The sequence below is a fragment of the Amaricoccus macauensis genome (assembly GCF_049800915.1).
Classification (GTDB): Bacteria; Pseudomonadota; Alphaproteobacteria; order Rhodobacterales; family Rhodobacteraceae; genus Amaricoccus; species Amaricoccus macauensis_A.
Genome location: NZ_JBNAFY010000011.1, coordinates 22,866 through 48,419, shown reverse-complemented (window position 1 = coordinate 48,419; position 25,554 = coordinate 22,866). Strand labels below are relative to the sequence as shown.

Here is a 25,554-nt window from a genome sequence, read left to right as displayed (position 1 = left end):
GATGACCTACACGATCAATCGCATGATCCCCGACGCAAGTATCGACGACGTCGACGCTCGGGCACGAAAGGCGCTGGCGGATCACGGTTTTGGCGTTCTGACCGAGATCGACGTCAAGGCGACTATGAAAAAGAAGCTCGACGTCGACATGCCGGCCTATCGCATCCTCGGCGCCTGTAACCCGAAGATGGCCTGGCAGGCCATCGGGATCGAGCCGCGGGTGGGCGCAATGCTGCCCTGCAACGTCATCCTGCGGGAGGTCGAGGGCGGCGTGGAGGTCGGCGCCATCGACCCGGTCGCGTCCATGCAGGCCATCGAGAACGCCGAGCTGCACGCTGTTGCAGGCCAGGTCCGCGACCTGCTGGCGAAGGCCGTCGCGGCGGTTTGAGATGAGCCTACGCGCCGGCATTCTCACTGGTCTGGCGATCCTCGGGATCGTCCTGCTCGGGGTGTGGTTCATCGCGCCTTCGGCCCTTGCCGAGGTCCGGGACTGGTTCGAGCCCGAGCGACTGGAGGCGCTGGTCGCGCGCGCGGGTCTCTGGGGGCCGATGCTGGTCGTCACGCTCATGACAATCGCGGTCGTGGCCAGCCCGATCCCGAGCGCACCGATCGCGCTGGCGGCGGGTGCGGCCTACGGACATGTCTGGGGCACGGTTCAGGTCGTGATCGGCGCCGAGCTTGGCGCGTTGATCGCCTTCGGCCTTGCGCGGGTTCTGGGGCACGACGTGGTCCGCCGCGTCTTCGGGGACAGGATCGATGCCGGGCTTCTGGGGTCCCAGACCGCCCTGACGGCGACGGTGTTCGCCAGCCGTCTCATGCCCTTCGTGTCCTTCGACATGATCAGCTACGCCGCCGGGCTCAGCCGCCTGCATGCCTGGCGCTTCGCACTGGCGACACTGGCCGGCATCATCCCGGCGAGCTTCCTGCTGGCGCATTTCGGCGGCGAGGCGGTGAGCGGTGACCTTGGCCGGGCCACATGGGCGGTCCTCGGTCTCGGCCTCGTGACCGGGCTGCCGCTGATCTGGGCCGCGACGCGAGGGAAGGCAGAAAGGAAGAAGTGATGGCCCAGCAGTATCAGAAGAACAGCCTGTCGCTCTTCGACACAGTGGCAATGGGAACCGGCGTGATGATCGGAGCGGGCATTCTCGCACTGACCGGGCAGATTGCAGAACTTGCGGGTCCCTTGTTCCCCCTTGCCTTCGTCGCTGGCGCCGTGGTGACGGGATTCAGCGCCTATACCTACGTCAAGATGTCCAACGCCTGGCCGTCTGCGGGCGGGATCGGGATGATCCTGACCAAGGCCTACGGTCCGACGACGGTCGCGGCCGGTGCCGCGCTGCTGATGGCGCTGTCGATGGTCATCAACGAAAGCCTCGTGGCGCGGACATTTGCGACCTACCTCCTGCGGGGGCTCGATCTGAAGCCCGAGGGCTGGCTGGTCCCTGCCATCGGCGTGGGCCTCATCGTCTTCGCCTACCTCGTGAATGCGGCAGGCAACCGCTCCGTGGGTCTTCTGTCGCAGCTCATGGCGGTCCTCAAGGTGGGCGGCATCGCGGCCTTCGGCATTGCCGCGCTCTGGGCCGGCGGCTTCTCTTTCGAGGCGGCGGAAGGCGCGGATGGCGGTGCGGTTGCGGGCTTCCTTGCCTCGGTGGCGCTCGCGATCCTGGCCTTCAAGGGCTTCACGACGATCACCAACAGCGGCGCCGAGGTCACCGACCCGCACCGCAACGTCGGGCGAGCGATCATCATATCCATCGCGATCTGTGTCGTCGTCTACCTTCTCGTCGCCTTCGCCGTCGGCGCCAGCCTGCCGCTCGATCGGATCGTGGCGGCAAAGGACTACGCGCTCGCCGAAGCGGCCGAGCCCGCCCTCGGGCGGATCGGCTTCTACCTGACAGTCGCGCTCGCACTGGTCGCGACCGCCTCGGGCGTGATCGCCAGCATCTTCGCTGTGTCGCGGATGCTGGCCATGCTGACCGACATGAAGCTGATCCCGCACAGCCATTTCGGTATGCCGGGCACGATCCGCGACCATACGCTCGTCTATACGGTGGTGATCGCCAGCGCGCTGACGATCTTCTTCGACCTCAGCCGGATCGCCTCGCTTGGCGCCTTTTTCTACCTCGTGATGGACATCCTGATCCACTGGGGTGTCTGGCGGACTCTGCGGGAGGAGATCGGCGCGCATGGATGGGTCCTGCTGACGGCGATCGGACTGGACGCGGTGGTCCTTGCGGCCTTCGCCGCGCTCAAATGGCAGAGCGACCCGCTGATCGTCGTCATCGCGATCGCCGGCATGACCGCCGTTTTCCTGTTCGAGCGCATCTTCCTCGCGCTCAACCCGCCATCGCACGAACCGGCGCATGGCAGCCACCATTCCGCACAAGAAGAAAGACACGAGCCCACCTCTTGACCTTCCAACGACTGGAGGCCGCACACCGGGACAGAAAGGACATCAATCCATGGCCAACCATCATCACCATCACGCTACCTCCGACACCAAAACCGGCGCAAAGACCGCGACCGACCCAGTCTGCGGGATGCAGGTCGAGATCAAGGAGGGCGCGCGGACGCGCGACTACGGCGGCGAGACGTTCCACTTCTGCTCCGCCGGGTGCCAGGAGAAATTCGACGCCGATCCGTACTTCTACGCCTCCGGCAACGCGAAGAAGGCCGGACAGAAGGTCCAGCCCGGCACGCAATACACCTGCCCGATGCACCCCGAGATCGTGCGTGACGAGCCGGGGAGCTGCCCGATCTGCGGCATGGCGCTGGAACCCATGGTGCCTTCGGACGAACCGAGTCACGAGCTCGTCGATTTCACGCGACGCATGTGGATCTCGGCGGCGGCGGCGGTGCCGCTCATCATCATCACCATGGGCGAACTCGTCGGGCTAGACGTGCGTGGGTGGATGGGGCACCGCCTCTCGGTCTATGCTGAGTTCGTGCTGGCGACCCCGGTGATCCTCTGGGCCGCGCTGCCGTTCTTCCGGCGCGGGATCGACTCGATCCGCAATGTCTCGCCGAACATGTGGACGCTGATCTCGCTCGGCGTCGGCGCGGCCTATCTCTACTCGCTGGTCGCGACCTTCGCGCCGGGCGTGTTCCCGGCCGAATACCGGATGGGCCACGGCGTCGGTACGTACTACGAGGCGGCCGTTGTCATCGTGGCGCTTATCTTCGTCGGTCAGGTGCTGGAGCTACGCGCGCGGGAGCGGACGGGCGACGCGATCCGCGCGCTTCTGGACCTCGCGCCCAAGACCGCGCGGCGCATTTTGGCAGACGGGTCGGAATACGACGCACCGCTCGAGAACATCGTCGAGGGCGACCTTCTGAGGGTCCGGCCCGGAGACAGCGTGCCGGTGGACGGCGAGGTGGTCGAGGGCCGGTCGTCGGTCGACGAGAGCATGATCACGGGCGAACCGGTCCCGGTGGAGAAAGTCGAGGGCGACCGCGTCACCGGCGGCACGATCAACAAGAACGGCACGCTGGCGGTGCGCGCGACGCAGGTGGGCGCTGACACGGTGCTGTCGCAGATCGTAGAGATGGTCGCCGGGGCGCGGCGGTCGCGGGCGCCGATCCAGGGACTCGCGGACAAGGTCTCCTCGGTTTTCGTGCCGACCGTCGTTGTGATAGCCATCATCGCCTTCGGCGTCTGGCTCTGGGCCGGGCCCGAACCGGCGCTGGCCTTCGCGATCGCCTCGGCCGTTTCGGTCCTGATCATCGCCTGCCCCTGCGCACTGGGGCTCGCCACGCCGATCTCCATCACCACGGCCGCCGGCCGGGGCGCGCAGGCGGGCGTCTTGATCAAGGATGCCGAGGCGCTGGAACGCATGGCGCGGGTCGATACGGTGATCGTCGACAAGACCGGCACGTTGACCGAGGGCAAGCCGCGACTGACCGATGTGGTGGCGCTTCATGGCGACGAGGCGGAGGTACTCGGCCTTGCCGCTGCGCTCGAGCGCGGGTCGGAGCATCCGCTCGCCGAAGCGATCGTGGCCGGGGCGAAGGACCGCAGCCTGTCGCTCGAGACTGCGGAGGACTTCGAGGCGGTCACCGGCAAAGGGGTCCACGGCACTGTCGGGGGACGCAGGGTCGCGCTCGGCAATGCGGCGATGATGACCGATCTCGGGCTGTCGACGGACGAGGCCGAGGCAGAGGCCGACACGCTGCGCGCGGACGGCAAGACAGCGATGTTCGTCGCCGTGGATGGCACGCTCGCCGGGATCGTCGCCGTGGCGGACCCGATCAAGGAGACGACCGAAGCGGCGATCCGCGATCTGCACGCGCTGGGTCTCACCGTCATCATGGCCACCGGCGACAACCGGCGAACGGCCGAGGCGGTGGCCTCAAAGCTCGGCATCGACGAGGTCCGCGCCGGCGTCCTGCCGGAGGACAAGCAGAAGCTGGTCGAGGAACTGCGCGCCAAGGGCAAGTCGGTCGCCATGGCCGGTGATGGCGTGAACGACGCTCCTGCGCTCGCGGCCGCGGACGTCGGCATCGCCATGAGCACCGGCGCCGACGTGGCCGTGGAAAGTGCCGGGATCACGCTCATGCGCGGCGATCTCGTGGGGCTTGTCCGCGCGCGGAAACTGGCCGTCGCGACGCTCAGGAACATCAAGCAGAACCTGTTCTTCGCCTTCGTCTACAACGCCGCAGGCGTGCCCGTCGCCGCGGGGGTGCTCTATCCCCTGACCGGCCTCCTGCTCTCGCCGATGATCGCGGCGGCGGCGATGAGCCTCTCGTCGGTCTCGGTCATCACCAATGCGCTGCGGCTCAGGCGGATCGACCTCTGAGCGCACCTGACTTCAACCCATGGAGAACGACATGACACAAGACACCCTCACCCGACGCGGCCTGCTGATCGGCAGCGCGGCCCTTCTTGCAGGGCTCCCCCAACTGTCGCTGGCGCAATCCGGAGGACCGTCGATACACGTCCTGAAGGACCCGAATTGCGGCTGCTGCTCGGCCTGGATCGAGAACCTGGAGGGTGATGGCTTCACCGTCACGACCGAGGCGAGCATGGGCACGATGCTGATGCGCTACAAGTCCGACAATGGCATCCCGCAAGAGATGGTCTCCTGTCACACCGGCCAAGTCGAGGGCTACATGATCGAGGGCCATGTGCCGGCCGCTGATATCCGGCGGCTGCTGGCCGAGCGTCCCAGCGCCGTGGGTCTGGCCGTTCCGGGCATGCCCTACGGTTCCCCCGGCATGGGGCCGGAGAGCGAACGCGAGGCTTACGACGTGTTCCTCATCCTTCATGACGGCAGCACCGAGGTGTACACGCGCTACGAGGCAGCAGGTCTCTAGCTGGATCATCAGCCGTTGCTCAGTCGCGCTGTGCTTCACCGCCCCAGCCTTTTCGCCCTCTCGGCCATCCTGACCACCTGCGCGCTCGCCGTCGTCGCAGCGCTCCGCACGACGGCGGGTGTTTTCACCGCCCCGCGCCCAATCGCCTCACCCGTCGTCAGCGTCCCGATCCGCGCCCTGCCCTTCACGCCGTCGGTATTGAAGATCCCCCGCATGATCCCGCTCGATCCGGCGAATACGGCGGGCGCTGCCGCCACCATCAGGTTGCCCGAGATCCCCCGCACAATCAGGGGCGTTGCCGCAACGAAGCCCTTGGCCAGGAACACCATCACGAAGAACGGCACCAGCGAGCCGATGTTTGTGGCTGAGTTCGGGTCGCCGAGCTGGGCCAGCAGCGAATTCGCCATGCCGACCACGGTCGAGAACATGGCGGCGATGACGATGGGGTAGAAGGCATAGCTGACCGTCGTCGAGACCCACCTGTGGAAGAAGTCCTTGGTCGCGTCGAAGAGCGACAGTGCGATCATGATCGGAGCAAGGCCGAGCATGAGGGTCAGCATCATCTTGGCGAATATGAGCACGATGCCGGTCATGAAGCCAAGAAGGCTCAACAGAACGAGCCCTATGCCGCCCAAGATCGCACCTGTCATCCAGTTCAGGTTGCTGCCGATGGCGTTCAAGTATTGGCTGAACTCTGAAATGAGATCATCGAACTCGGCCGCGAAGTATGTGGCCCCCGCCCCTCCACCGCCGACCGAAGAAATCAGGGCTCCAGCGACATAGTCGAGCCCGCCGATGATGGCATTCGCGACCGCGTTGAAGTTGGCCCAGTTGAAGGCGAAGAGCCCTATCAACATCAGCTTTATCAGGTACCAAAAGAAGCTGGCCCCATCCATGCTGCGGAATTGGAAGGCCATGTTGATGCAGACGCCGATCAACGAAAGAGTGGCCATCAGCAGGACGATCGCGCCGACATTGCCTGCCACAGCCCCGAACTGGGATTCGGCCGCATCGACAAGGAACGCGTCTGCGGTTCCGACCATCCAACTGACGACACCCACTACCAGGACCCTTGCGCTTCGCAGATATCCTGCACTTCACGGGCGATCTGGTTTTGTTGGTCCCTGAGGGCTAACCGAGCTTGAGTATGTTCCGCCTGAGTACTTGTCGCAAAACGTTCTTCATATTCCGCCGAGGCAGCATCCCATGGTGGGAAGCGGATTTCACAGCCACAATCGCCTGATGACTTGATCGCCTGCCAAGAACGCAATTCATAGAGCCGCATCATGGTTCGAGCCTTGTAGGCGTCCCGCGGGTCGATTTCGTCCATCCAGGTCGGGCGCGCCGGACGTTCGTTGCAGATCCGGTATTGTTGCGGCGACATATCGACTGTGAGATCGTTTGAGACCTGCGGCGAAGTCTGCGCCACAAGTGGGCCCGCAAAGGCGGCAAGCATGAGTGCGAGAATTGGTTTTCGCATCTGGGGGGGTCCTTTTTTACTCAGCGGCAACGGAGGGGCTCTTGTTGCCTCTGCCGTCGACCGTGTCGAGGTTCAAATCTGTGGTTTGACCCGGCAGGAAGAACTCGGTGATTCCGCGCGCGCCTTCATGGCGGCCTGCCTGAATGATCACGTCGATCGAGCCCTCGATATAATCGATCATGTCGGCATAGGTCATCGGCACATCGGTTTTCAGGGCGGCGATGGCGAGGCGGCGAACAGCAAGTTGTGGAGTCTCGGCATGGAGCGTAGTCAGCGATCCACCGTGGCCGGTATTGATTGCCTCGAGAAACGTCATCGCTTCGCGCCCGCGGACTTCGCCTAGGACGATCCGGTCAGGTCGCATGCGAAGCGTTGAGGCCAAGAGCACATCGGCACTGCGGGCATCCGTGTCCCGGTCCGAGATCAACGTCACGGCATTGGGCTGCTCGGGGCGCAGCTCGGCCGCCTCCTCGATGGTGATGATCCGCTCTTCGGGCGGAATCAGCGAAAGGATCTTGCGCGCCGCGACCGTCTTGCCGGTCGATGTACCGCCCGAAACGATCATGTTGAGCTTGTTCTCGAGGCAGAAGCGCAGCGCGGCGTCGATGTCGCCGGAGGCAACCACATTGCGCAGCGCGGCGTTTCGTTCGCGCCGCAGACCTTCGAGGCTGCGCTCCTTTCCAAAGAGGAAGCCGAGCCGGATTGCCTCCAGCGGCAGGGAGGAGAAGAACCGCAACGATATTGAAAACCCGCCCTCGACCGCCGGCGGCTGGATCACCTGCGCGCGGATCGGGCGATCTCGATATAGGATCGAGACCGAGACGATAGGCTTCTTGGTGCTGAGCGTCGTCGAGGCGGCCGAGGCGATCTGGTTGCCGAGGTCCTTGATCTCGGTCTGGCTCAGCGGGCTGCCGAGACCTCGCATGAAGTGATCGCCCTGGAATTCGCCCCAGACTTGTCCGTCGGGATTGATGCAGATCTCGATCGTGTCATCGCGCAGGGCCTCGGGGCCGAAACGGTCGAGCGACGCTTCCAGATAACTTGCAGCCATGTCAGAAAATCTCGAGGTCACGATCAACCATGACCGTGATCCGTGTACCCTGATCGACATGTATCACCGGCCGGATCGCCAGATAGTCCTGCATCACGCTTTGCGTACTATCGCGCAGATCGGTGCCGACATCACTCGCAACATCGGCCGCCGCCTCGCTGTCGATTTGACCCGCCGCAGCCGCAGGCAAGGCGCCGATCAAGGAGATCAGCGCGGCGGAGCCGAAGCGTTGCGCGAAACGGGTGTCGACAAACCCGGTGGTGCCAGTACGGCCGAGTTCGTCTCCACCCAAGGCGCTGATCTGCACGGTCTGATTATCGGGCAAGATGATCCGGTCCCATGCCACCATGACGCGCGATTGGGCAAGTGCGACATCGGAGCGGTAGCGCCCGATCAGCCGCGCGCCGCGCGGGATCAGGATACGCGTTCCATCGAAAGAATGGACGTCTTCCGAGACGATGGCGCGGATCGCGCCGGGCAGTGTGCTGTCGAGGGCCGTCTCTGTCACAGCCTGAATCATGGTGCCCTGAACAACCGTGTTCGATGGGTTAGCGATCACTTCGGCACGTGTCACCTGTGCAGGTTGCGCGCCCGAACGAACAAAGGCTTCATCTGCATTCAGACGTGCGGCTTCCAGCGTATTCTCCCTATCCGCACCTGCGCCCATCCCGGAGAACGCGATCATAGGAGATGCGATACGCTCTGCGCGGGCCTCAGCTTCAGCAGCGCGCCGCCTTTCGAGTTCGGCCAGCCGCAATTCTTCTTCACTTGGTCCCAATGAGGTCGGCTCTGGTGGCGCAAGCCGTGCAAGTTCCAATTCCATGCGGAGCTGATCCAATTCGCGATCCCGCTCGGTCAGTTGCCGCTCGAGGGCACGCTGAGCCTCGGCGGATGCTTCCTGTAAGGTGGCAATTTGCGCCGTCAGGTCCGCAATCGCCTGCTCCGCCCCGCTGTCCGCGGCCTCGGCCGGTCTTGCGCGCAGTTCCTCGAGTTCCGCTCTCAATGTCGCAAGACTTTCCATCAGCGCGAGTTCCGACTCGCTCGGACCTGTGTCCGCAGGCGGGGCTTGGCTGGGCTCCGGGGCAGAAATCGGCGCCAGATCTCCGAATCCGGGGCCGCTGCTCTGGAACTCTTCCGGCGCGGCTGTCGCCATTGGTGCTTCTGCCGACGGCTGTAGGGCAGCCCACGCCAGACCACCTGCCGTCGCGATGCCGACGACTCCAAGGATCGCGGCAAGCGGTGCAGGCCGCTTGTTTGCCTTCGCTTTGCCTGTCGAACCTTCGAGAGCCGCGAGGCGCGCGGCGAGGTCTTCCGTACCTTCGGTCATGATGTGGCCTGTCCTGCGTCCTGGACGCAAACCACCTCTTCGCCAAGGCGAAGAACCCATTGTCGGTTGACGCCAGACACGCGGATGACGCCGTCACTCAGTGCCTGGCTGTTCACCGCGCGTTCCCTCCCGTTCGAATATCGGAAGATGGCGGGCACAGGCGCGTTCCGTGCAAACCGGAAATACGTGAAGGTACCATCATCCCAGATGGCCGTCGGCGTGAACTCTTCTCGGGCGCTGACCGCATAGTTCGCGTTCGGCGCATCGGCCGCAACCGCCCTGGTGGGTTGCACGCGGTTTTCAGGATAGCGGAACTGCACGACATAATGCGGCGTCTCCCGGGCTTCGACGACATGGAAGTAGTAGGAGCGACGGTTGGTGTAGACGGTGATGTTGGTGGCGACGCCAGATGCTGTCGGCTTGATGGCGAAGGCACGGCCACCCGGGACACCGTCGAATTGAAACCCGACCGTATCGCCGGCGATGATCGAGCGGATGGTTTCACCCTCACCGAATTCGACTGTGGTGACGCGGGTCAGAGTCGTGACGACACGGTAAACCTGGCCTTCAGTCCAGGTCGCGACGCGCACGCGATTGTCATGAGAACCTGGACGGGGCGTAGTTTCGGCCAAAGCAGTCGTTCCCGCGAACGCGAGAATACTGGCGGCCAGCAGCGCAGAGATTGAAGTGCGAGTCATTCGGAACGGTCCGATCGGATGGCATATTGGGTAACGGTGAAACCGAAAGGGTTTTGCCAAACATCGTCGATCGCGCGGGTCCGCTCGGGCCGGAATTCGAACATCAACGTGGCAGTGAACGATCCATCCTGTACCCCTTGCGGGCCTGTCAGGCGCTTTCTGAGCCGCACCTGGGCGCGGTTCTCGCCGATCAGCGTGATCGAGGCGATCTCGACAGCCATCTCCGCAGCCGGGCCATAGCGCGTCGGCGGATAACTCTCCTGCCCGGAGGTCCACATCGCGCGCATGTTGGCCTCGGCCGATCCGGAAGACTGTGCGAGGACACGGCGGACACGAAGATCGTTGTCGAGCTGGTTGTAGGTTTCGCGGTCGAGAATGTAGCGGTAGATTTGCGCTTCGATCACGGCAGGGCGTTCGGCGAGCGACACGGTTTCAACCCTGGCATTGGGAAGCGCCATCCCGGTCGCGGGATCGTAGGGCACAACCACGGGAGGCGGCGTCTCGACCATCAGCGCGACAGCCGCAGCTGTCAAACAGCCGAATACACCAAAGCCTGCTCCAGAAAGGCCGATCATTCGCCAAAGCTGTTCCCGGCGCAGGGCACCGTAGACAAGTTCCTCTTCCACGAGTTCGCGCGCAGTCATCACCCCTGCCCTACTCATGGCTCAAGGTCCGGCAAGGTGAAGTCCATATAGCGGCGTTCTTCGGCAACGGTGGCGGCGTCGACCACGCCTGCATTGCCTGCGCCTAGGGTTTGAATCGCTTCCAGCTCCCACATCCGGGTCATAGCGATGGCGAGTTCCGCCGTGACGCGGGTGTTATGATCCATCGAGGCTTTGAGATCCTCCATGTCCGGGATCATCTCGACCAGACGTTCCACCCGTTCGAGAGACTGTTCCGCCTCTGCGTGGCTGTTCTGCGCCGCCGCCGACATCACAGCACCTGTGGTTGCCCGCGTGGCCACGCCTTCGGCGCCCGGATTGCCGCTGGTGGCGATCTCGCGGAGTGAATCCTCGTCGAACCCGGCGCTTGCCAGCGCCTGTTCCATCTGCGTGCGCATGGGCCCGGCATTGGGCCCGATGAGCGCGCTCCAATCGCCCGCCTGGATGCCTCGGATCAGGCCGGGGATGTCTTCGAAGTTGGCCTCAAGCAAGGTGTCGAGGTCCCCGCCCATGGCAAGCCCGAGGATGCTGCGCGGCCCGGTGAGCGAGGCATACATCTCGTTCAGCTGATCGAGCTGGCTTTGCAACATGTCCAGTTGCTCCAACGCATTGTCCAGAAGATCGGTCTGGATCCCGAAATCCTGCAGCATCTGTTGAAGCTGGCGGATTTCCTGAGCAATGTTCTGAGTGTCCACCGTGGGCACACCCTGTGCCGCGACAGGTCCGGTGACATTGAGGGTGAGCGCGAGAGCAATGCTACCGGCGAAAAGGGAACGGGGCAGGCGCAGGTTCAACGCAAATCCTCCTGACTGAAATCCATGAATTGCCGCTCGGCAGCTTGCGCTGCCGCCAAGGCGATCTGCTCGGCGCTGAGTGGCTCGGTTCGGGCGGCCTTGATCCGGGTCCGGATTGCGACCAGCCGGGCCAGTTCGGCCCGGGCATAGGTGTTGAGCGCGATGGCCTCGTGGAGATCCTCGGTCTCACCAATGCGGGTGATGATGTCCTGAACCCGCAGGGCGGCGGCACGGACCGAGACCAGCGAATAGTCGCCATACACCCCTGCGCCGTGGGCCGAGAGGCTGAAACTCGCGTTGGCGAGGAGCACAGGGTCGATGGTGCCGAGCGCATCGATGCCGCCCACGGCCGCGAGGTAGCTGTTGTACTGCTGCGGGATCACCACGACATAATGCTGGGTTTCCGCGAAGGGTGGCACACCGCCATAATCCTGCACATTGCCCGGCCCGGCGTTATAGGCGGCGAGCGCATGGATAATGTTGCCATCGAACTTATTCAGCATTTGTGCGAGGTATCGCGCACCGCCGGTGACCTGCAGATAGGGATCGTCGTAATAGGCCGGGTAGATCCCGAGATCGCCCGCGGTACCGGGCATGATCTGGGTAAGTCCGAAGGCCCCCACGGGTGAGCGTGCCCCGATCTGGAAACGGCTTTCCTGCCAGATCAGCGCCTGCAAGAGACAGCGCCATTGCACGAGCGAAAGACCTGCGCGGCCGACCCCGGACAGACTATGGGTGTCGCGTGCTGCGCGGATGATCAGCTCCTCGATCCCCTCCCTGGCATCGCCGAACATCCGCGCTGCCGCTGGATTGGTGTCCTCGGGCGCATAAAGACTGGCGACCGCGCTTTCGACGTCGTCTACCGCCCCCTGCCCCGCCTCGAGCCCCGCCACGGTTCCGGCCACGTCTCCAGCGCCAAGCGACATGGCATCCATCAGCCCTTCCAGGGAGGCGAGTTGCTGGCGCTCGATTTCGGCCAGTTCCTCCTCGCGGCTTAGCCGGTCCTGCTGCAGTGCCAGGTCCCGATCGGTCTGCTCAAGGATGGCCTGCCGCTCTGCGAAGAGGCGCAGATCGAAGGTCGGCACGCCCTGAGCGACCGCTGGCCCCGCCGTGGGAACTGCCAGCGCAAAACCGATCATCGAGAGAGGAAGCCAGGTCCGCATTGGTTCAGCCGCCCGCCCCCAAGAGGACGAAATCGCAGGCCGTGTCGCGGCGCGTGACCTCCGCCCCCATGGTCGAGATCGTGGCGGTGGCGGTTCCTGCCTGCGCAGGAGCCTCGCGAAAATTGAAGCAGTTGGCTTGCGGGGGGTTATGCTGCGCACAGGCTGTCAGGGTCAGGCCGAGCCCGAGCAGCACGACGCTGCGAATGATGGTACGGGTCATGTCACTCTCCAGAAATCAGGACGTTCGCGATAATCGGCGCCGACAAGCGCTTCGCCCTTCTCCATTCCACCAAGGATGGTCACGAGCGGGCCGAGCGCGCTGAGATCGGCATCGATCACGACGGAACCACGGTCGTCGCGTACAAGCGCGAGCCGCGAGGCCGAGCCGACGCCCAGAAGCACGTCGAGCTCTTTCTCGGTCAGGCCGAGCATCGCGTAGTCAGCGGCGGAAGCACGAATGTTGGGCAAGAGCACCTGCGTCGGCACCGCTTCCACGATGGTCTTGCCGGTGCGCGTGCGCTCGAGCTGGCTGGCATATTGCGTCATCATCACGACGACGGCGTTCTGCTTGCGGGCGGTCACCAGCCAGTTGCTGAGGCGCTCCGCAAAGTAGGCGTTGTCGAGGGCTTTCCATGCCTCGTCGATGACGATGATGGTGGGCTTGCGGTCCTCGATCACCCGCTCGACCCGGCGGAAGAGGTAGGACAGGACCGCCATGCGTTCCCGCTCGCTCTCGGAATCGAGGATGCCGGTGAGGTCAAAGCCCGCGACGTCTCCATCGATGCTGAAACTGTCCTCGGCATTGGCCCCGAAGATCCAGCCGTAGCGACCCTCGGCCGTCCATTCCTGCATACGCTCGAAGAGATCGCCCTCGTCATCGGTCGAGACCAGCAGCGAGGCGAAATCCGACCAGTTCCGTAGACCCGCATGTCCTGCGCTGGCGTTCTGGCGCACGACTTCCTGCAGTCGGTTGGTCTGAACCGGGGTTAGCGGTCGATCGCGCCGCTCCAAGAGGCTCGCGAGCCAATCAGCAAGCCATGTCTGGCCCCGCACGTCGATCTCGGTCTGGAGCGGATTGAGGCCCGTGGGGCGCCCCGCCCGCACGGTCGAATAGCTGCCGCCGAGCGCGCGGACGGCCATCTCCATGCCCGCGCGATAGTCGAATACGAAGACCCGCGCACCTGCCCGCCGTGCCATGGTCATCAGGAAAGCCGCCAGGACGGATTTGCCGGAGCCGGGACGGCCGAGGATCAGCGTGTGGCCTCCCGTGGGCTCGCGATCCGGCGCGCCCTGTTCGTGGAAGTTGAAGCGAAAACCACTGCGCTCGGGTGTCGGAAAGAGCGTGATCGGCACGCCCCAGGGGACTTCCCGCCCTGTCTTTCCGAGCGGGGTGCGGTGGAAGGTAGCGAGATCGGCGAAGTTGTGGTTCGTGATTGCGGCCTTGCGGCTGCGCGCCCCTGTGTTCCCGGGATGCTGCGCCATGAAATGCGCCCGTGCCCCGAAGGCTTCCGAGATCAGGTTGATGCCGGAGGTGGCGGAGATGTTGCGGATTTCGGCCGCGATGTCGTCAAGCGCCGTCTGGGTGCGGGCATAGACGGCCACGGTCATATGGTGCTCGCCGAAGATCAGGCGTTTGGATTCCAGATCGTCCTGCGCGAGTTCCAGTTCCTGGGCGAGACTGACGGCCCCGTCATTGGCGGCCTGCATAAGCCGCAGCTGCCGCTTGATCCGGCCCGCCATGATGTTGGCGTTGATCGGCACAAAAGAGTGCGTGACCACCATGTCGACGGGCAGGTTCAGCTCGTCGAGCATCAGGCTATCGGTCTTGGCGGGGTAGTTCTTCACCGCAAAGATCGCCCCGAGCTTGTCGCCGACAGCACCGTCCGAGAGTGCGATGGTCGTGCCGCGGAAGGTGACGCGGGTATTTGCGACGTCCTCGGCGATCACACCGAGGCGCGACCGGGGGAAGAGCGGGTGCTCCTCGCCTGTGTTGAGTGAACCGAGGAAGCCCAGAAGCTCGCCGCTGCTGGCGGCCATCAGGCGGGGCTTCAACTCGTCGAAGGAGGACAGAAGAAACCCCACGACCTCGTCGAGTTTCCGCAAGCGCCGGGTTGTGTCCGCCGCATGTCGGGCGCGGGACGCGCCCAGACCGAAGGGCAAGCGGCTGCCGGTCTCCGGGCGCTTCAACACCGTCAGGGTCAGCGTCTTGTCGCGCAAGCCCGCGCGGCCGAGATGCGCGTGCCATCGTTTGTCGACGGCGGCAGAAAACCCCTCGCCCGGAATGGGCGGCAGGGTCACGTCGACCGCTTTCGAGACCTTGTGCAGGTAGAATGAGAACTCGGTCCCGACCTGCGCGACGATGCCAGCCAGCAACCCTCCGATCCGGTCGAGATGCCCGTCCTCGCTCGTGGTGCTGTTCACCCCTTCGAGGCGGATGCACTGCATCAGTTCGTTGCCGCGTGTCCGGATCGTTCGGTCGTTCACGAGGCTCACATAAGGCAGCATCATTGAGAGCCGCTTCTCGCCCTTGACCCATGCGGGTAGCGCGGTCAGCGGATCGATGGCGTTCTCAACCTCATCGGCAATTCCATCACGGGGCATAGCTGTCGCCTCCGTGCAGCTTGCGGTTCGTCGTAGGCGGGGTTTCCTGCAAGGTGATCACCAGGACATCGAGGAAGTTCGGATCCCAGTCCGCGGCCTTCCAGAGCGCCGGCCAGGCCAGGCCCGTGAAGACGGCCACCACCCAGCTCTGCACCCAGAGGAACAGAAGCGTCGAGCCGAAGAGCCAGACCATTGCGTACATGATCGGCAAGCCCATCAGCTTGGGTGGCCTGAGAAGGCCGATGAACACGCGGGACTGGTCAGCCATGGATGGAGCTCAGGTGGTCCAGATGGCGGCGACAATGGTGGGTGCTGCGGCGATGCCCGCGATTGCAACCACGACCCACAGCGCCTGACGGAAGTCGAGGATGCCAAAGAGCCAGGAAAGGAACACCCCGATCAGCGCAAGCGTTCCGATCACGATCCCCAAGGGACCGGTGATCGCATCGACAATGCCTTGAAGCAGGGTCTGCACCGGCGAGAGGTCAATGCTCTGCGCAAGCGCTGGACCCGCCAGTACGATAAGGGCTATCGCGCCGAGCGCGACGATCGAAGGTCTCGATGTCATAAAAGATCTCCTCTGAGCCGCTCAAACACGGCAGTCACACGGGCCACATGCCCTTGGGTTTCTCGAAAAGGGGGGATGCCGCCGTAGCGTGTGACCGCCTCAGGTCCAGCGTTGTACGCCGCAAGGGCCAGAGAGCCCTCGCCGAACTGGTCGAGCATCATCAGCAAGTAGCGGGCTGATCCGTCGAGGTTCTGCGCAATGTCATGTGGGTCCACGCCGAGGTCGCGGGCGGTATCCGGCATAAGCTGGCCAAGGCCTATCGCACCGACAGGGCTACGTGCAGCCGGATTGTATGCGCTCTCGACTTCGATATTGGCCCGGTAAAGGAGCGCCCAATCAGTGACTGAAAGCCCCGCGCGACGCAGCGCACCATGCCCGGCATACCGCAGAGCCGTGCTCTCGATCGCATGGAGGATTTCTGGGGTGGCGCGGGCGGCGGATCGAGCCGGGATCGCTGTCTCGCTCGTTGCGTCAGGAACGCGAGGTTCTGCGAAGAGAAAAAGGCGCTCGTTTGCCTCTTGAGAAGTGGAAATCAATTGGCCGTCTGGACCAACCGAGAAGATGAAACCGTCGGCCAGGGCCGGGGGCGCGGAACAAACGCCTGTACCCAAAGCCGCGACGAGCGCAGTCGCGCGGTCAGCTGCCTTTGACCGGAGGCGCGGCGTGGCGCTCGCGGCCACCTTCTTCAAGTGGGATGCTAGCGGTCGTACAGCCCATGTCGGCCAGGAAACTGACAAGGCCAACGATGGTTTTGAAGTCGCGGAGCTTGAGGACGCTTCGGCTGGTGACGAGCATCTTATCGTCACGCCCATCAGTGGCGACGGCGCGGATGACCCACGAGCCGTACCAGCTGTTATGGCGCTTCTCTGCTCTCTCCTTGCAGACCACCTCAATGAGGTAGCCCTCGGCGAGCAAGCCGCGCAGTCCGTCTTCTGTAACCACATTCGGGGCTTCTTCTATCATGGCCTTCCCTTGGGTCCTTGTTCTGCCTGGGTGCAGTATCAGGCCCACGGGGTCGCAACACCGTGAGCGATACAAAACAACATTAATGATAGCAAGACGATTTATTCGAGTTGACGAACCGTCTTTGGCTGCAATAGGTAGCTATCGCACGAAACCATAAATTTGAAGTGGCAAAGGAGTTTTGCCCTGCGCATGTTTTGTGCATTTCGACACGGCTTGCTTGGTCTTGTTGTGCCGTTCGGACTGATCGGCCAAATCGCAAACGCCTGTATCGCGCCGGAACGGCCCTTCCTGCCCGAACGGCCGGAAGACGTTCGAGAATATGCCGATCTTCTGCGATCCGATTTCGAGGGCTACATCGTCGACATCCAGGACTACTTCCGCTGTCTTGATGCCGAGCGCCAACGCGCGTTTCAGGAGGCGCGCGAGGTCAGTGTGGACTATGGAAGGCTAGTCGAGCTATTGGAATGAGGAGACGCGTGGGCTTAACCGCCGTCGAGATCCTCGTAGTAGACGAGCGCGGGCATGTTGCGGCGCTGGTGCACGATGCGCAGGATGACTGCCGCGCCATCCGCCGCCTCGAGCCGCTTGTAGAAGATCACGTGACGCTGGCAGTTGACGGATCGCATCCCTGGGACAAAGAGACTCCTGTCCCGGCCCGCGTCGGGATCGCCAGTGATCCGCTCGAAGGCGGTGACCAACTGACGGTAATAGGCGAGCCATTGGTCCCTGCCCCAAGTATCGACGGTGTAGGCACGGATCTCTTCAAGGTCGGCCCTGGCCCGACCGGAAAGTCGAATGGTCATGCGGGTCAGCGATCAAACGCATCCGGTTCGAAAGCATGGGCATCGAACTCGGCGAAGTCCCCATTTTCGGCCAGGGTGGCTGCCTCCTCGAGGTCGGCCTTGAGGGCATAGAACTGCCGTGCGCCATCCCGCTCCATCAGCATCCTCACGCCGGCGCGCACGACTTCGCTCAGATTGGCGTAAGCGCCGGACTCGATCTGCGCCTGCACATATTTCTGCATCGGTTCGGTCAGGTGGACGTTTGGCATCAGACTCTCCTATCCGTGCTCAATCGTATCAGATACTGACATAGATATTCAAGCTCATGTTCGATCCCAACTTAGGCACCAACACAAGTTCGTTGCCCCACCCCGTCCTTCCGTTCCTGGATTCCAGCCGGGGAACCAGGCACGACAGTTTCCCGATACTGCCCCTCCCGAGACCATGAGCGCTACGACACGCCGTTTGACGGACTCTTGCGGTCCAGTCTTCCGTGACCGCTTTCGTGGCCGCATTGGAACGCCATATTTGTATTTTGTTACAGATGTTTGTTTGGCAGCCAACATGAAACAAGGCTGCAATTTTGGCCGCTTTTACTACACCACAAAAGCCCACACCGGCGTCAGAACTCGGAAGCCGTCAAGCGACACAAGCTGACTGTTGCACGCCACTAGCAATCAAATCCCCTTGCTATCATTAATGTTGTTTCGTATCGCTGCACCATTATAGATGGAGTCGGCATCATGAAGCACGTGATCCACGGCGTGGCCACTGCCACGGCAATAAGCATATCCGGACTAATGGCCTCGTCCGGTCCGGCTCAGGCCTATCAGGTGGACTGTGCAATCCTCCTCTGCCTTGCGGGGGGCTGGCCTGCCTCCGCGCCCTGCGCACATGCTAGAGCGGTCTTCATTCGGCGGATTACGCCATGGCCGATCGAGCCGCCTTTGCAAATCTGGCGGTGTCCGATGGGTGTGTCGTTCAACGATCCCAACCCGATGTCGCCCATGGAACGCCTTTATGACATCACGTTCCGCGATCCGTCCGTACCGCAGGAATCGACTCCGATCCCCCTTGTTCACGTCCAAGCAGATGAGCAAGCCGACATCGACATCTCGGGCGACGCCTTTGATTTCGTGCGCAGCATTCGCGTTTATCACATCCAGTACCGCCAGCATGAAAACCGAGATGGCGACTGCAATCGCAGCGACTCCACGCGGTTGGGGTCCTACGGCGTGCAGGGCGACTACCGATGGACAAGGTCCACCGTAGGCCAGGTGCCGGCCGCATCCGGCCTGAGCATCCCGAATGGATGCGGGAGCTACTTCTACCGTTCCGTCTTCGTCGACTGGCGCGATCACGCCGGGAACTATGGCTCTGAAGAGGTTCGCTACTGACAAAATCTGCGCGCGGTTTTGCCGCGCGCGTCCTGACAACCCCGCACGGAAGGCTGTGCAAGACCCCCGAAAAGGAGACGACGCCAGACCGTGAAGCCTGACGCCGTGCTAGAAAACTCCGTGAACAAGAGTTTCCTAGCGCACCGCTAAAACATCTGCAACCAGCAAAGTTGTTTTGCTGGCAAGAATGTTTTTGTCTCACGACATGGCGTCGGATCTCCAAGGAGACCTCGACCATGGAACCTACGACCGGCCTGATCCTGCGACGGATCACGCAGACAAATCTCTCTGTTGCTGCGCACAAGCTTGCTACCCTCATCCTCGATGCCATCGCCTGGAAGGATGGCTACAACGGTTTGTTGCGCGGAACGGCAGCCTTCACCCTCTCTGTCCTAGCGGAGAAGATGGGTGTCTCACGACAATATCTTTCGGTTCTTTTGAGTGAACTTGAGACGTCGGAGTTACAGCTCGAGCGGGCGAAGCCGAATGGCAAGTTCGCGCCCTGGATCTTTCGGTTTTCCGCCTTCGATGAGGAGAGTGAAACCCATGATCTCGTGTCAGGTGAAGGCGACACATCACTATCTAGAGATAATAATAACAAAACTATCTTCTCAGGGCTGATCGAAATCACCGAGAGTTCGAACGTTTTTCAGACCAGTTGGGCAGAGCTCATCAAAGCGGCGAAGGCCGCGTTGCCCTGCTGGAACATCGACACCCAGGTCATCTGGGATCGCTTCCTCGCCTTCAACCGATCCCGAGGCAACGGCAGGGTGCCGGCCGGCTTCCTGCTTGGCTTCATGCGCCGATGGCGAAATTCGTGGGGAACTCCAACTCGTCCCGCGGTCAAGCCGCCCGCCAGACCAATAACGGATCCCAAAGAGCGCGAATTGCTGAGACAGATGCAAGCCGCACCAACTGCGAACCGCCAGTTCCACGCGTCCGACTTGTGTCGCTTGATCGGACACGCTGCCTACGAAGCGCGTGTACTCGATGTGATTCGCAAGTTCGGGTGTCAGAGGTTTTCAGCAACTTTGGCGGTGCACGGAAGAGCGGTGTTGGCAGGGGAAATATCCAGATGATCCGCTGGCGGCAGCACCTGTAGGGAGTAAGAGCCAGCGTACTCGCTCCCGCAATGGATTAGTGCCTATCTCGCTCTGCTATACGGGTGGTCAGGTCCCAGCAGGCATGGGAGGCTGGTTTTTCAAATGTTTAGGGGGTGTCTGCAAATCGTGTTGGGATGTTGCGGGGCCTCTCGAAGTGGCAGCTACCCATTCTCACCGTCGCTGATCGGGGCGGTGCGCGGCTACGTCAGCGACTTCTGAACCGCTAGAGCGCAACGCTGGAGCGTGCGATAGTGCCCCTCATGCCGAAGGATGCCGTGCTGTGCTCGGACGGCGCTAAGGGTTACGCCACTGCGGCATCGAACACGTCTTGGTCGGCACCAAGCCCGGCACGCGCGTCACGGCGGGCTGCTATCACATCCAGAACGTGAACTCGCTTCACGCCCGCTACGACAAATTCATCAAGCCCCTCTGCGGACCGGCCACCAAGAACCTGAACCTTTACATCAGGTGGCTGGAGGCGCGGTGGGCATGGATCGGCCCAACGGACGTGTTACGAGCCTCGTAACGGGTCAGCACGGCCGGCAGATGTCCGCATCGAGCCCAAAGTACCAGTTACTGCACTATGCGCGAATGTCGGCCATCAATGATACTACGCCTACACACGCGCAATCTCACGGATCAGATCATTTGTCTCTGGTCTCGTCGTTTGGTGCCGATAACGAAGAGCAGAAACAGTTCGCGAAATTTCAAGGCCGTCGATGAGTATCGAAACGAGGCCCCTGTCTGCTGGAATTGCCGTGGTTGGCAAAATCACCGCGCCTAATCCCTGCCGCGCGAGTTCGACTAACCAATCCACGCGATTTGACCGATAGGCCGCGTAGAGTTCGTGACCTTGGTCTGCACATGCCCGATGCAACGCATCCCGCATTTCGCAATTGGGTCGATCGAGCATGTCAGTTTCAGCGAGTGTCGAAAGAGAAATAGCGTCTCGTTCAGACAACGGGTGCGACTTGGACACCACAACCTTGTAGGACTCGTCATAGAGCTGGTCTATTCGATAGAGGTCTTCACTGACCGTCGCCGCTGTGACAACGACGTCAAATTCACCCTCTCGCAATCCGGACAGAAGCTTGGAGGCAGACGCCACGATCAACTCTATTTCGGCTTGCGGCAATCGTGTACGGAAGCGTTCCACGGCGGCTGAAATCCGGTTGTGACCAATCGTTTCGCCAACACCGACAGAAATAGGAACCCGCTCCAGTCGCGTGTGGCGGACGGCTTCTGCCTTAGCTGCCTGCGTTTCGTCATGCGCTTTCTGTAGCCTTGGCTGCATGAGTTTTCCGAGTGCCGTCAACCTGCATCCCGCGCGGTCCCTGACAAACAGATCACCCCCGAGCTCGTGTTCAAGTTTCTTGATCGCGGTCGTCAAGGACGGTTGGGAAACATTTGAGGCGCTAGCTGCATGGGTGAAGTTGCGATGCTGGCAGACAGCCAAAAAATACCTGATCTGGTTCAACTCCACTGCCACAGTCTCCGTCACTTTCCGCCATGAGGTTCACCATAGCACATGCCTATCAAAGAATAGAAGTTCGGGATTGGTGCCTGAGGCATTCGGCATGAGAAAAGGGTGCATCGAAACCAACCACAACAACCTCTCAATCAGGAGGCGACCATGAAAGCCCAAATTCTCAAGACACTCGCCGCTTTGGCCTTGATCACGACATCTGCAGCCGCACAGGAAACCCCAATGGAAAATCACACTGCCAGCTACATCGCCATGCCCGCCGCTGAAGGCCAGACCGAAGCATTCGCCGAATTTCTGGCCGGAGCCGCCCCGATTGTCGCGGACACCGAACCAGGCACCGTGCTTTGGTTTGCCTTACAAGACGACGATACGCTCGCGATCTTTGATATCTTCGTGGATGAAGAAGCGCGCAATGCGCATTTCTCCGGCGCTGTGGCCGCGGCTTTGAACCAAAATGCCGACGCGCTGGTCGCCGGGGGCTGGGACGATGGTGTGGTCGCGAATATCAACAATTCCGATGTCCTGTCGGTGAGGGAACCGGTTGATCTCTACTCGGCCACGACAGCCACGTACATCACGCTCGAAGCAGCACCCGGCAGAGGGCCGGAATTGGCAGCCTTGCTGACCGCAGCTGGTCCCATCGTCGGAGAAACCGAACCCGGCACATTGTTCTGGGCGGCGCTGCAGATTGACGAAACATCCTTCGCAATCTTCGATATCTTCACCAACAATGCTGGCCGTGAAGCACACTTTGCCGGTCAAGTCGCCGGGCTGCTGAACGAACGGGCAGCGGAGTTGGTCGCTGGCGGGTGGGACGACGGTGTGGTCGCTAACGTCCACAACTTCGACATCCTCGCCATCAAGTAACGCGATGTGACAGGAACAAGAGGCGCCTGGTGCAACGCATCAGGCGCTTTGCCGAACGAATTTAGATTCACCGTGAAGCGGTCGTTCGAGTAACTGCAGCGAATTAGCGCTTTGTTCGCAAAGCCTACCAACACGATTTGTGGACACCCCCAATGTTTAAACCACGCCGAATGGCGTGAGCCGGCCGGCCGGAGACGTACTTACTCCGCCCTCATGAGGGCCGTGTCAAAATGCCCCTCGACCGGAAGGCAGTCGTCAGTGTCCGCTTCGGCAAAGAAGCTGTCCTTGCGGCACAAATGCGCAGAAAAGCTGCCTTTGATCGTCGATCCCTCTTCTTCGAGGGAGAGGGTGTCGATTGAGATACTCAGGTCCTCCCCGATCTCCTCGTTCATGTAGAATGGGGCATTCATCCCCTCTGGCCACCACGACACAGAGGCATCCATCATCGCGCCCGAGGCGTCTGTGCCCATAAGGGATATCTCGATCGTCAGGATGCCCGTAAGCATCCGCCGAGGGCCGTCTGACCGACCCACCCGGCTGCCTGTAAGAGCATGAAGCTATGACAGATCATAGCTTCATATCCCAAGTAGAGGTTCTTTCGGTCTCGGATACAGGTCGGCGGCGGCGGTGGACCGACGCCGAGAAGGTGCGGATCGTGGAGGAGAGCTACGCGGCGCCGCGGATGGCCGCGGCAACGGCACGACACTACGAGATCTCTCGTTCGCTTCTCACACGGTGGCGTCGCCTGGCCCGTGAGGGCCTTCTGATCGGCAATGGGGACCGGACGCATTTCGCAGCGGTTGCCGTGACGCCGGAAGTCGCCACCGATGCGCAGTGTCGGGCGGATGAGATGAGCCATGATCGGGTGGAGATCATCCTGCCAAACGGACGTCGCCTCGTGACCGCCGCATCGACCGAGACGTCGACCCTTGCGCGGCTCATCCAGGTGGTGGAACGGGCATGATCGCATTTCCGGCAGGCGCAAAGGTGTGGATCGCGGGCGGCGTGACGGACATGCGGAAGGGCATGAACACGCTGGCCTTGCAGGTGCAGCAAGGCCTCGGGCGTGATCCCTATGCCGGGGAGATATTCTGCTTCCGAGGACGCCGTGGCGATCTCGTGAAGCTGCTTTGGCATGATGGGGTCGGCGTGTCGCTCTATATGAAGCGCCTGGAGGCGGGCAAGTTCATCTGGCCGGTCAGCGGCTCGGGCGAGACGGTCCAGATTTCTGCGGCCCAGATCGGCTATCTTCTGGAAGGGATCGACTGGCGTAATCCGCGTTGGACGCAGCGCCCTGCAAAGGTAGGGTAAATATCCTTCAGAGCCCTATTTTATATAGCTTTATTGAGCCGGCATGGTAAATCTTGACCATGTCAGATGCCGCCTCCGAACTCGAGATACTGCGCGCCGAGCTGGCGGCCACAAAGGCCGAACTGGCCCGCTCTAATGCCGTGGTGTCGGCATCAGAAGCGATGATCGCGGGCCTGAAGCTCGAGATCGCGATGCTCAAGCGCGAGAAGTATGGCCGCAGCGCCGAGCGCACTGCTCGGCTCCTCGATCAGCTCGAGTTGCAGCTCGAGGAGTTGGAAACGGCCGCGGCCGAGGATGCCATTCGCGCCGAGCAGGCGGCAGAAAAGGCGACGAAGGTCCGTGCTTTCGATCGGCGCAAGCCCGTCCGCAAGGCGTTCCCCGAGCATCTGCCGCGCGAACGGGTGGTGATCAAGGCGCCGACGGCCTGCGCCTGCTGCGGGTCGGACCGGATCAAGAAGATGGGCGAGGATATCACCGAGACGCTGGAGGTGGTGCCGCGGCAGTGGAAGGTGATCCAGACCGTCCGCGAGAAGTTCACCTGTCGGGATTGCGAGAAGATCTCGCAGCCGCCCGCCCCATTCCACCCCGTTGCGCGGGGATGGGCGGGGCCAAGCCTCCTCGCGATGATCGTGTTCGAGAAGTTCGGGCAGCACCAACCGCTGAACCGCCAGGCCGAACGCTATGCCCGCGAGGGCGTGGAACTCAGCCTCTCCACGCTCGCCGACCAGGTCGGCGCGGTGACCGAGTTGCTGGAGCCGCTGCATACACTGATCGAAGCCCATGTCATGGCCGCAGAGCGGTTACATGGCGATGATACGACGGTCCCGCTGCTGGCCCGGGGCGGCACGAAGACGGCCCGGCTCTGGACCTATGTCCGTGATGATCGGCCCTTTGGCGGCACCGCCCCGCCGGCGGTGGCTTTCCGCTTCTCCCGCGACCGCAGCGGCGAACATCCGACTGGGCATCTCGCGGGCTGGCAGGGCATCCTGCAAGCTGACGCCTATGCCGGATACAACCAGCTCTACGACCCGAAGCGATTACCGGGGACTGTTGTGTCGGCCCTGTGTTGGTCACACGCCCGCCGCAAGTTCTTTGAGCTGGCTGACGTGGAAGGGAATATCCGCAAGGGCAAGGACGCCAAGGAGATCTCCCCGATCGCATTCGAGGCCGTTCGGCGCATCGACGCGCTCTTCGATATCGAGCGCGAGATCAACGGGTTCAATCCGGCGGATCGACTGGAGGCCCGGCAGCGCCTGTCGGCCCCGTTGGTCGAGGATCTGGAGCGTTGGCTGCGCGGCGAACGCGTACTCCTGTCCAAGCACGCCAAGGTAGCCAAGGCGATCGACTATCTGCTGGCGCCGAACCATTGGCCGGGCTTCACCCGGTTCCTCGACGACGGCCGCGTCTGCCTGACCAACAACGCGGCAGAAAGATCGCTACGCGGCGTGGCTCTCGGCAGGAAGTCGTGGCTCTTCGCGGGGTCCGAGCGCGGCGGGCATCGCGCCGCCTTCATGTATTCCCTGATCGGCACCGCGAAGCTGAACGACATTGACCCGCAAGCCTGGCTCGCCGACGTCATCGCCCGCATCTCCGACATGCCGGTCTCGCGCCTGCATGAGTTGCTGCCGTGGGAATGGTCCCAACCTGTCGGGCCGTCGAGGGAAGCCGCATGATGGCACGGGTCACGCAGGTCTACAGCATCGACGAGGTTGCGAGGCGGATCGGGGAAAGCCTGGACCTGATCGAAATCGTCAGTTGGAACGACGACAACATCGACTACGGCGAGATGATCCGCGTCTACAACGGCACCGACGAAAGCCTCGTCACCTTCACCGAGCGCGGCATCGAGTCCCTTCAGGAGCTTCTGGCGGATTTGCGCACGTGGGAGGGCGGCATCCATCAGTTCCTCATCGGCGAACAGTGTGACCCAGACGTCATCGAAACGATCATGGAACACGAGAAAAACACCTGATCCAAGACGGCCT

The 25,554-nt window shown here is 62.4% G+C and carries 31 protein-coding genes; 13 read left to right on the top strand and 18 right to left on the bottom strand.

The window, feature by feature from the left end; all coding sequences use genetic code 11:
• Position 1 precedes the first annotated feature (1 nt).
• The 5 genes from ACP15W_RS20370 to ACP15W_RS20350 are packed head-to-tail and all read left to right on the top strand — an operon-like array spanning position 2 to position 5,313.
• Positions 2-388, top strand: a complete 387-nt coding sequence (locus tag ACP15W_RS20370; RefSeq protein WP_018001746.1) for a DUF302 domain-containing protein — start codon at positions 2-4, stop codon at positions 386-388.
• Position 389: 1 nt separating this feature from the next.
• Positions 390-1,061 carry a TVP38/TMEM64 family protein gene (locus ACP15W_RS20365; RefSeq protein ID WP_018001745.1) on the top strand — a complete coding sequence of 224 codons (672 nt, stop codon included), beginning with the start codon at positions 390-392 and terminating at the stop codon, positions 1,059-1,061.
• Positions 1,061-2,413: an APC family permease gene (locus ACP15W_RS20360; RefSeq protein WP_010139851.1), complete on the top strand. Its 1,353-nt coding sequence runs from the start codon at positions 1,061-1,063 to the stop codon at positions 2,411-2,413. Before ACP15W_RS20365 ends, ACP15W_RS20360 begins: the two co-directional genes overlap by 1 nt.
• Positions 2,414-2,462: 49 nt before the next feature.
• On the top strand, positions 2,463-4,796 hold the full coding sequence (locus tag ACP15W_RS20355; RefSeq protein WP_424934725.1) for a heavy metal translocating P-type ATPase: 2,334 nt from the start codon (positions 2,463-2,465) through the stop codon (positions 4,794-4,796).
• A gap of 31 nt (positions 4,797-4,827) precedes the next feature.
• On the top strand, positions 4,828-5,313 hold the full coding sequence (locus ACP15W_RS20350; RefSeq protein ID WP_424934724.1) for a DUF411 domain-containing protein: 486 nt from the start codon (positions 4,828-4,830) through the stop codon (positions 5,311-5,313).
• A gap of 35 nt (positions 5,314-5,348) precedes the next feature.
• Here ACP15W_RS20350 and ACP15W_RS20345 read toward each other — a convergent pair whose 3' ends face one another.
• Genes ACP15W_RS20345 through ACP15W_RS20280 form a run of 14 tightly spaced genes read right to left on the bottom strand, consistent with a single transcriptional unit; the run spans position 5,349 to position 16,620 of the window.
• On the bottom strand, positions 5,349-6,374 hold the full coding sequence (locus ACP15W_RS20345) for a type IV secretion system protein (protein WP_128910814.1): 1,026 nt from the start codon (positions 6,372-6,374) through the stop codon (positions 5,349-5,351).
• A complete protein-coding gene (locus ACP15W_RS20340) occupies positions 6,374-6,793 on the bottom strand; it encodes a hypothetical protein (protein WP_424934723.1) in 420 nt (139 codons plus the stop codon). Before ACP15W_RS20340 ends, ACP15W_RS20345 begins: the two co-directional genes overlap by 1 nt.
• A gap of 16 nt (positions 6,794-6,809) precedes the next feature.
• Entirely contained in the window at positions 6,810-7,844 is a 1,035-nt protein-coding gene (locus tag ACP15W_RS20335) for an ATPase, T2SS/T4P/T4SS family (protein ID WP_424934722.1), read from the bottom strand.
• A gap of 1 nt (position 7,845) precedes the next feature.
• Entirely contained in the window at positions 7,846-9,171 is a 1,326-nt protein-coding gene (locus ACP15W_RS20330; RefSeq protein WP_424934721.1) for a TrbI/VirB10 family protein, read from the bottom strand.
• Positions 9,168-9,869 (bottom strand): TrbG/VirB9 family P-type conjugative transfer protein, encoded by a 702-nt coding sequence (locus tag ACP15W_RS20325; RefSeq protein ID WP_424934720.1) that lies wholly within the window; start codon positions 9,867-9,869, stop codon positions 9,168-9,170. The genes ACP15W_RS20330 and ACP15W_RS20325 overlap by 4 nt, the downstream gene beginning before the upstream one ends.
• A complete protein-coding gene (locus ACP15W_RS20320) occupies positions 9,866-10,513 on the bottom strand; it encodes a virB8 family protein (protein WP_424934719.1) in 648 nt (215 codons plus the stop codon). The genes ACP15W_RS20325 and ACP15W_RS20320 overlap by 4 nt, the downstream gene beginning before the upstream one ends.
• A 14-nt stretch (positions 10,514-10,527) precedes the next feature.
• Positions 10,528-11,325 (bottom strand): type IV secretion system protein, encoded by a 798-nt coding sequence (locus ACP15W_RS20315; protein WP_057796681.1) that lies wholly within the window; start codon positions 11,323-11,325, stop codon positions 10,528-10,530.
• Entirely contained in the window at positions 11,322-12,488 is a 1,167-nt protein-coding gene (locus tag ACP15W_RS20310; protein WP_424934718.1) for a lytic transglycosylase domain-containing protein, read from the bottom strand. The genes ACP15W_RS20315 and ACP15W_RS20310 overlap by 4 nt, the downstream gene beginning before the upstream one ends.
• Before the next feature lie 4 nt (positions 12,489-12,492).
• The gene (locus tag ACP15W_RS20305) at positions 12,493-12,708 is read right to left on the bottom strand and encodes a hypothetical protein (protein WP_028095514.1); all 216 of its coding nucleotides are present in this window, start codon (positions 12,706-12,708) and stop codon (positions 12,493-12,495) included.
• Positions 12,705-15,089, bottom strand: a complete 2,385-nt coding sequence (locus tag ACP15W_RS20300) for a type IV secretion system protein B4 (protein WP_424934717.1) — start codon at positions 15,087-15,089, stop codon at positions 12,705-12,707. Before ACP15W_RS20300 ends, ACP15W_RS20305 begins: the two co-directional genes overlap by 4 nt.
• The gene (locus ACP15W_RS20295; protein WP_424934716.1) at positions 15,079-15,357 is read right to left on the bottom strand and encodes a type IV secretion system protein VirB3; all 279 of its coding nucleotides are present in this window, start codon (positions 15,355-15,357) and stop codon (positions 15,079-15,081) included. Before ACP15W_RS20295 ends, ACP15W_RS20300 begins: the two co-directional genes overlap by 11 nt.
• 9 nt (positions 15,358-15,366) lie before the next feature.
• Positions 15,367-15,657: a TrbC/VirB2 family protein gene (locus ACP15W_RS20290; RefSeq protein WP_287257506.1), complete on the bottom strand. Its 291-nt coding sequence runs from the start codon at positions 15,655-15,657 to the stop codon at positions 15,367-15,369.
• Entirely contained in the window at positions 15,654-16,337 is a 684-nt protein-coding gene (locus ACP15W_RS20285; RefSeq protein ID WP_424934715.1) for a lytic transglycosylase domain-containing protein, read from the bottom strand. Before ACP15W_RS20285 ends, ACP15W_RS20290 begins: the two co-directional genes overlap by 4 nt.
• Entirely contained in the window at positions 16,294-16,620 is a 327-nt protein-coding gene (locus tag ACP15W_RS20280) for a hypothetical protein (RefSeq protein ID WP_010138156.1), read from the bottom strand. Before ACP15W_RS20280 ends, ACP15W_RS20285 begins: the two co-directional genes overlap by 44 nt.
• Positions 16,621-16,812: 192 nt before the next feature.
• On the opposite strand from ACP15W_RS20280, the gene ACP15W_RS20275 reads away from it, so the two are divergent.
• On the top strand, positions 16,813-17,091 hold the full coding sequence (locus tag ACP15W_RS20275; RefSeq protein ID WP_283983972.1) for a hypothetical protein: 279 nt from the start codon (positions 16,813-16,815) through the stop codon (positions 17,089-17,091).
• Between the two features lie 14 nt (positions 17,092-17,105).
• On the opposite strand, the gene ACP15W_RS20270 is transcribed toward ACP15W_RS20275, so the two are convergent.
• Positions 17,106-17,426: a type II toxin-antitoxin system RelE/ParE family toxin gene (locus ACP15W_RS20270; protein ID WP_424934714.1), complete on the bottom strand. Its 321-nt coding sequence runs from the start codon at positions 17,424-17,426 to the stop codon at positions 17,106-17,108.
• A gap of 5 nt (positions 17,427-17,431) precedes the next feature.
• Positions 17,432-17,674 (bottom strand): type II toxin-antitoxin system ParD family antitoxin, encoded by a 243-nt coding sequence (locus ACP15W_RS20265; protein ID WP_194098604.1) that lies wholly within the window; start codon positions 17,672-17,674, stop codon positions 17,432-17,434.
• 474 nt (positions 17,675-18,148) lie between these two features.
• On the opposite strand from ACP15W_RS20265, the gene ACP15W_RS20260 reads away from it, so the two are divergent.
• Both ACP15W_RS20260 and ACP15W_RS20255 read left to right on the top strand, forming a co-directional pair.
• Positions 18,149-18,802, top strand: a complete 654-nt coding sequence (locus tag ACP15W_RS20260; protein WP_283983975.1) for a hypothetical protein — start codon at positions 18,149-18,151, stop codon at positions 18,800-18,802.
• A 236-nt stretch (positions 18,803-19,038) separates the two neighbouring features.
• Positions 19,039-19,881: a hypothetical protein gene (locus ACP15W_RS20255; RefSeq protein ID WP_424934713.1), complete on the top strand. Its 843-nt coding sequence runs from the start codon at positions 19,039-19,041 to the stop codon at positions 19,879-19,881.
• A 640-nt stretch (positions 19,882-20,521) separates the two neighbouring features.
• Here the strand turns inward: ACP15W_RS20255 and ACP15W_RS20250 are convergent.
• On the bottom strand, positions 20,522-21,388 hold the full coding sequence (locus tag ACP15W_RS20250) for a LysR family transcriptional regulator (protein WP_424934712.1): 867 nt from the start codon (positions 21,386-21,388) through the stop codon (positions 20,522-20,524).
• Between the two features lie 150 nt (positions 21,389-21,538).
• Between ACP15W_RS20250 and ACP15W_RS20245 the strand changes: the two genes are divergently transcribed.
• Positions 21,539-22,258 carry a putative quinol monooxygenase gene (locus ACP15W_RS20245; RefSeq protein ID WP_012187353.1) on the top strand — a complete coding sequence of 240 codons (720 nt, stop codon included), beginning with the start codon at positions 21,539-21,541 and terminating at the stop codon, positions 22,256-22,258.
• 200 nt (positions 22,259-22,458) lie between these two features.
• Here the strand turns inward: ACP15W_RS20245 and ACP15W_RS20240 are convergent, their stop codons facing one another.
• Positions 22,459-22,764, bottom strand: coding sequence for a hypothetical protein (locus tag ACP15W_RS20240; protein ID WP_424934711.1), 306 nt, complete (start codon positions 22,762-22,764; stop codon positions 22,459-22,461).
• Between the two features lie 53 nt (positions 22,765-22,817).
• Here ACP15W_RS20240 and tnpA point away from each other — a divergent pair, with 53 nt between their 5' ends.
• Genes tnpA through ACP15W_RS20220 form a run of 4 tightly spaced genes read left to right on the top strand, consistent with a single transcriptional unit; the run spans position 22,818 to position 25,541 of the window.
• Entirely contained in the window at positions 22,818-23,222 is a 405-nt protein-coding gene (gene tnpA / locus ACP15W_RS20235) for an IS66-like element accessory protein TnpA (protein ID WP_054538607.1), read from the top strand.
• On the top strand, positions 23,219-23,569 hold the full coding sequence (tnpB, locus tag ACP15W_RS20230; protein WP_054538608.1) for an IS66 family insertion sequence element accessory protein TnpB: 351 nt from the start codon (positions 23,219-23,221) through the stop codon (positions 23,567-23,569). Before tnpA ends, tnpB begins: the two co-directional genes overlap by 4 nt.
• A 59-nt stretch (positions 23,570-23,628) precedes the next feature.
• Complete coding sequence (gene tnpC, locus ACP15W_RS20225; protein ID WP_054538609.1) at positions 23,629-25,242, top strand: IS66 family transposase; 1,614 nt, start codon at positions 23,629-23,631, stop codon at positions 25,240-25,242.
• Positions 25,239-25,541, top strand: a complete 303-nt coding sequence (locus ACP15W_RS20220; protein WP_224888767.1) for a hypothetical protein — start codon at positions 25,239-25,241, stop codon at positions 25,539-25,541. The genes tnpC and ACP15W_RS20220 overlap by 4 nt, the downstream gene beginning before the upstream one ends.
• The last annotated feature ends 13 nt before the right edge of the window (positions 25,542-25,554 follow it).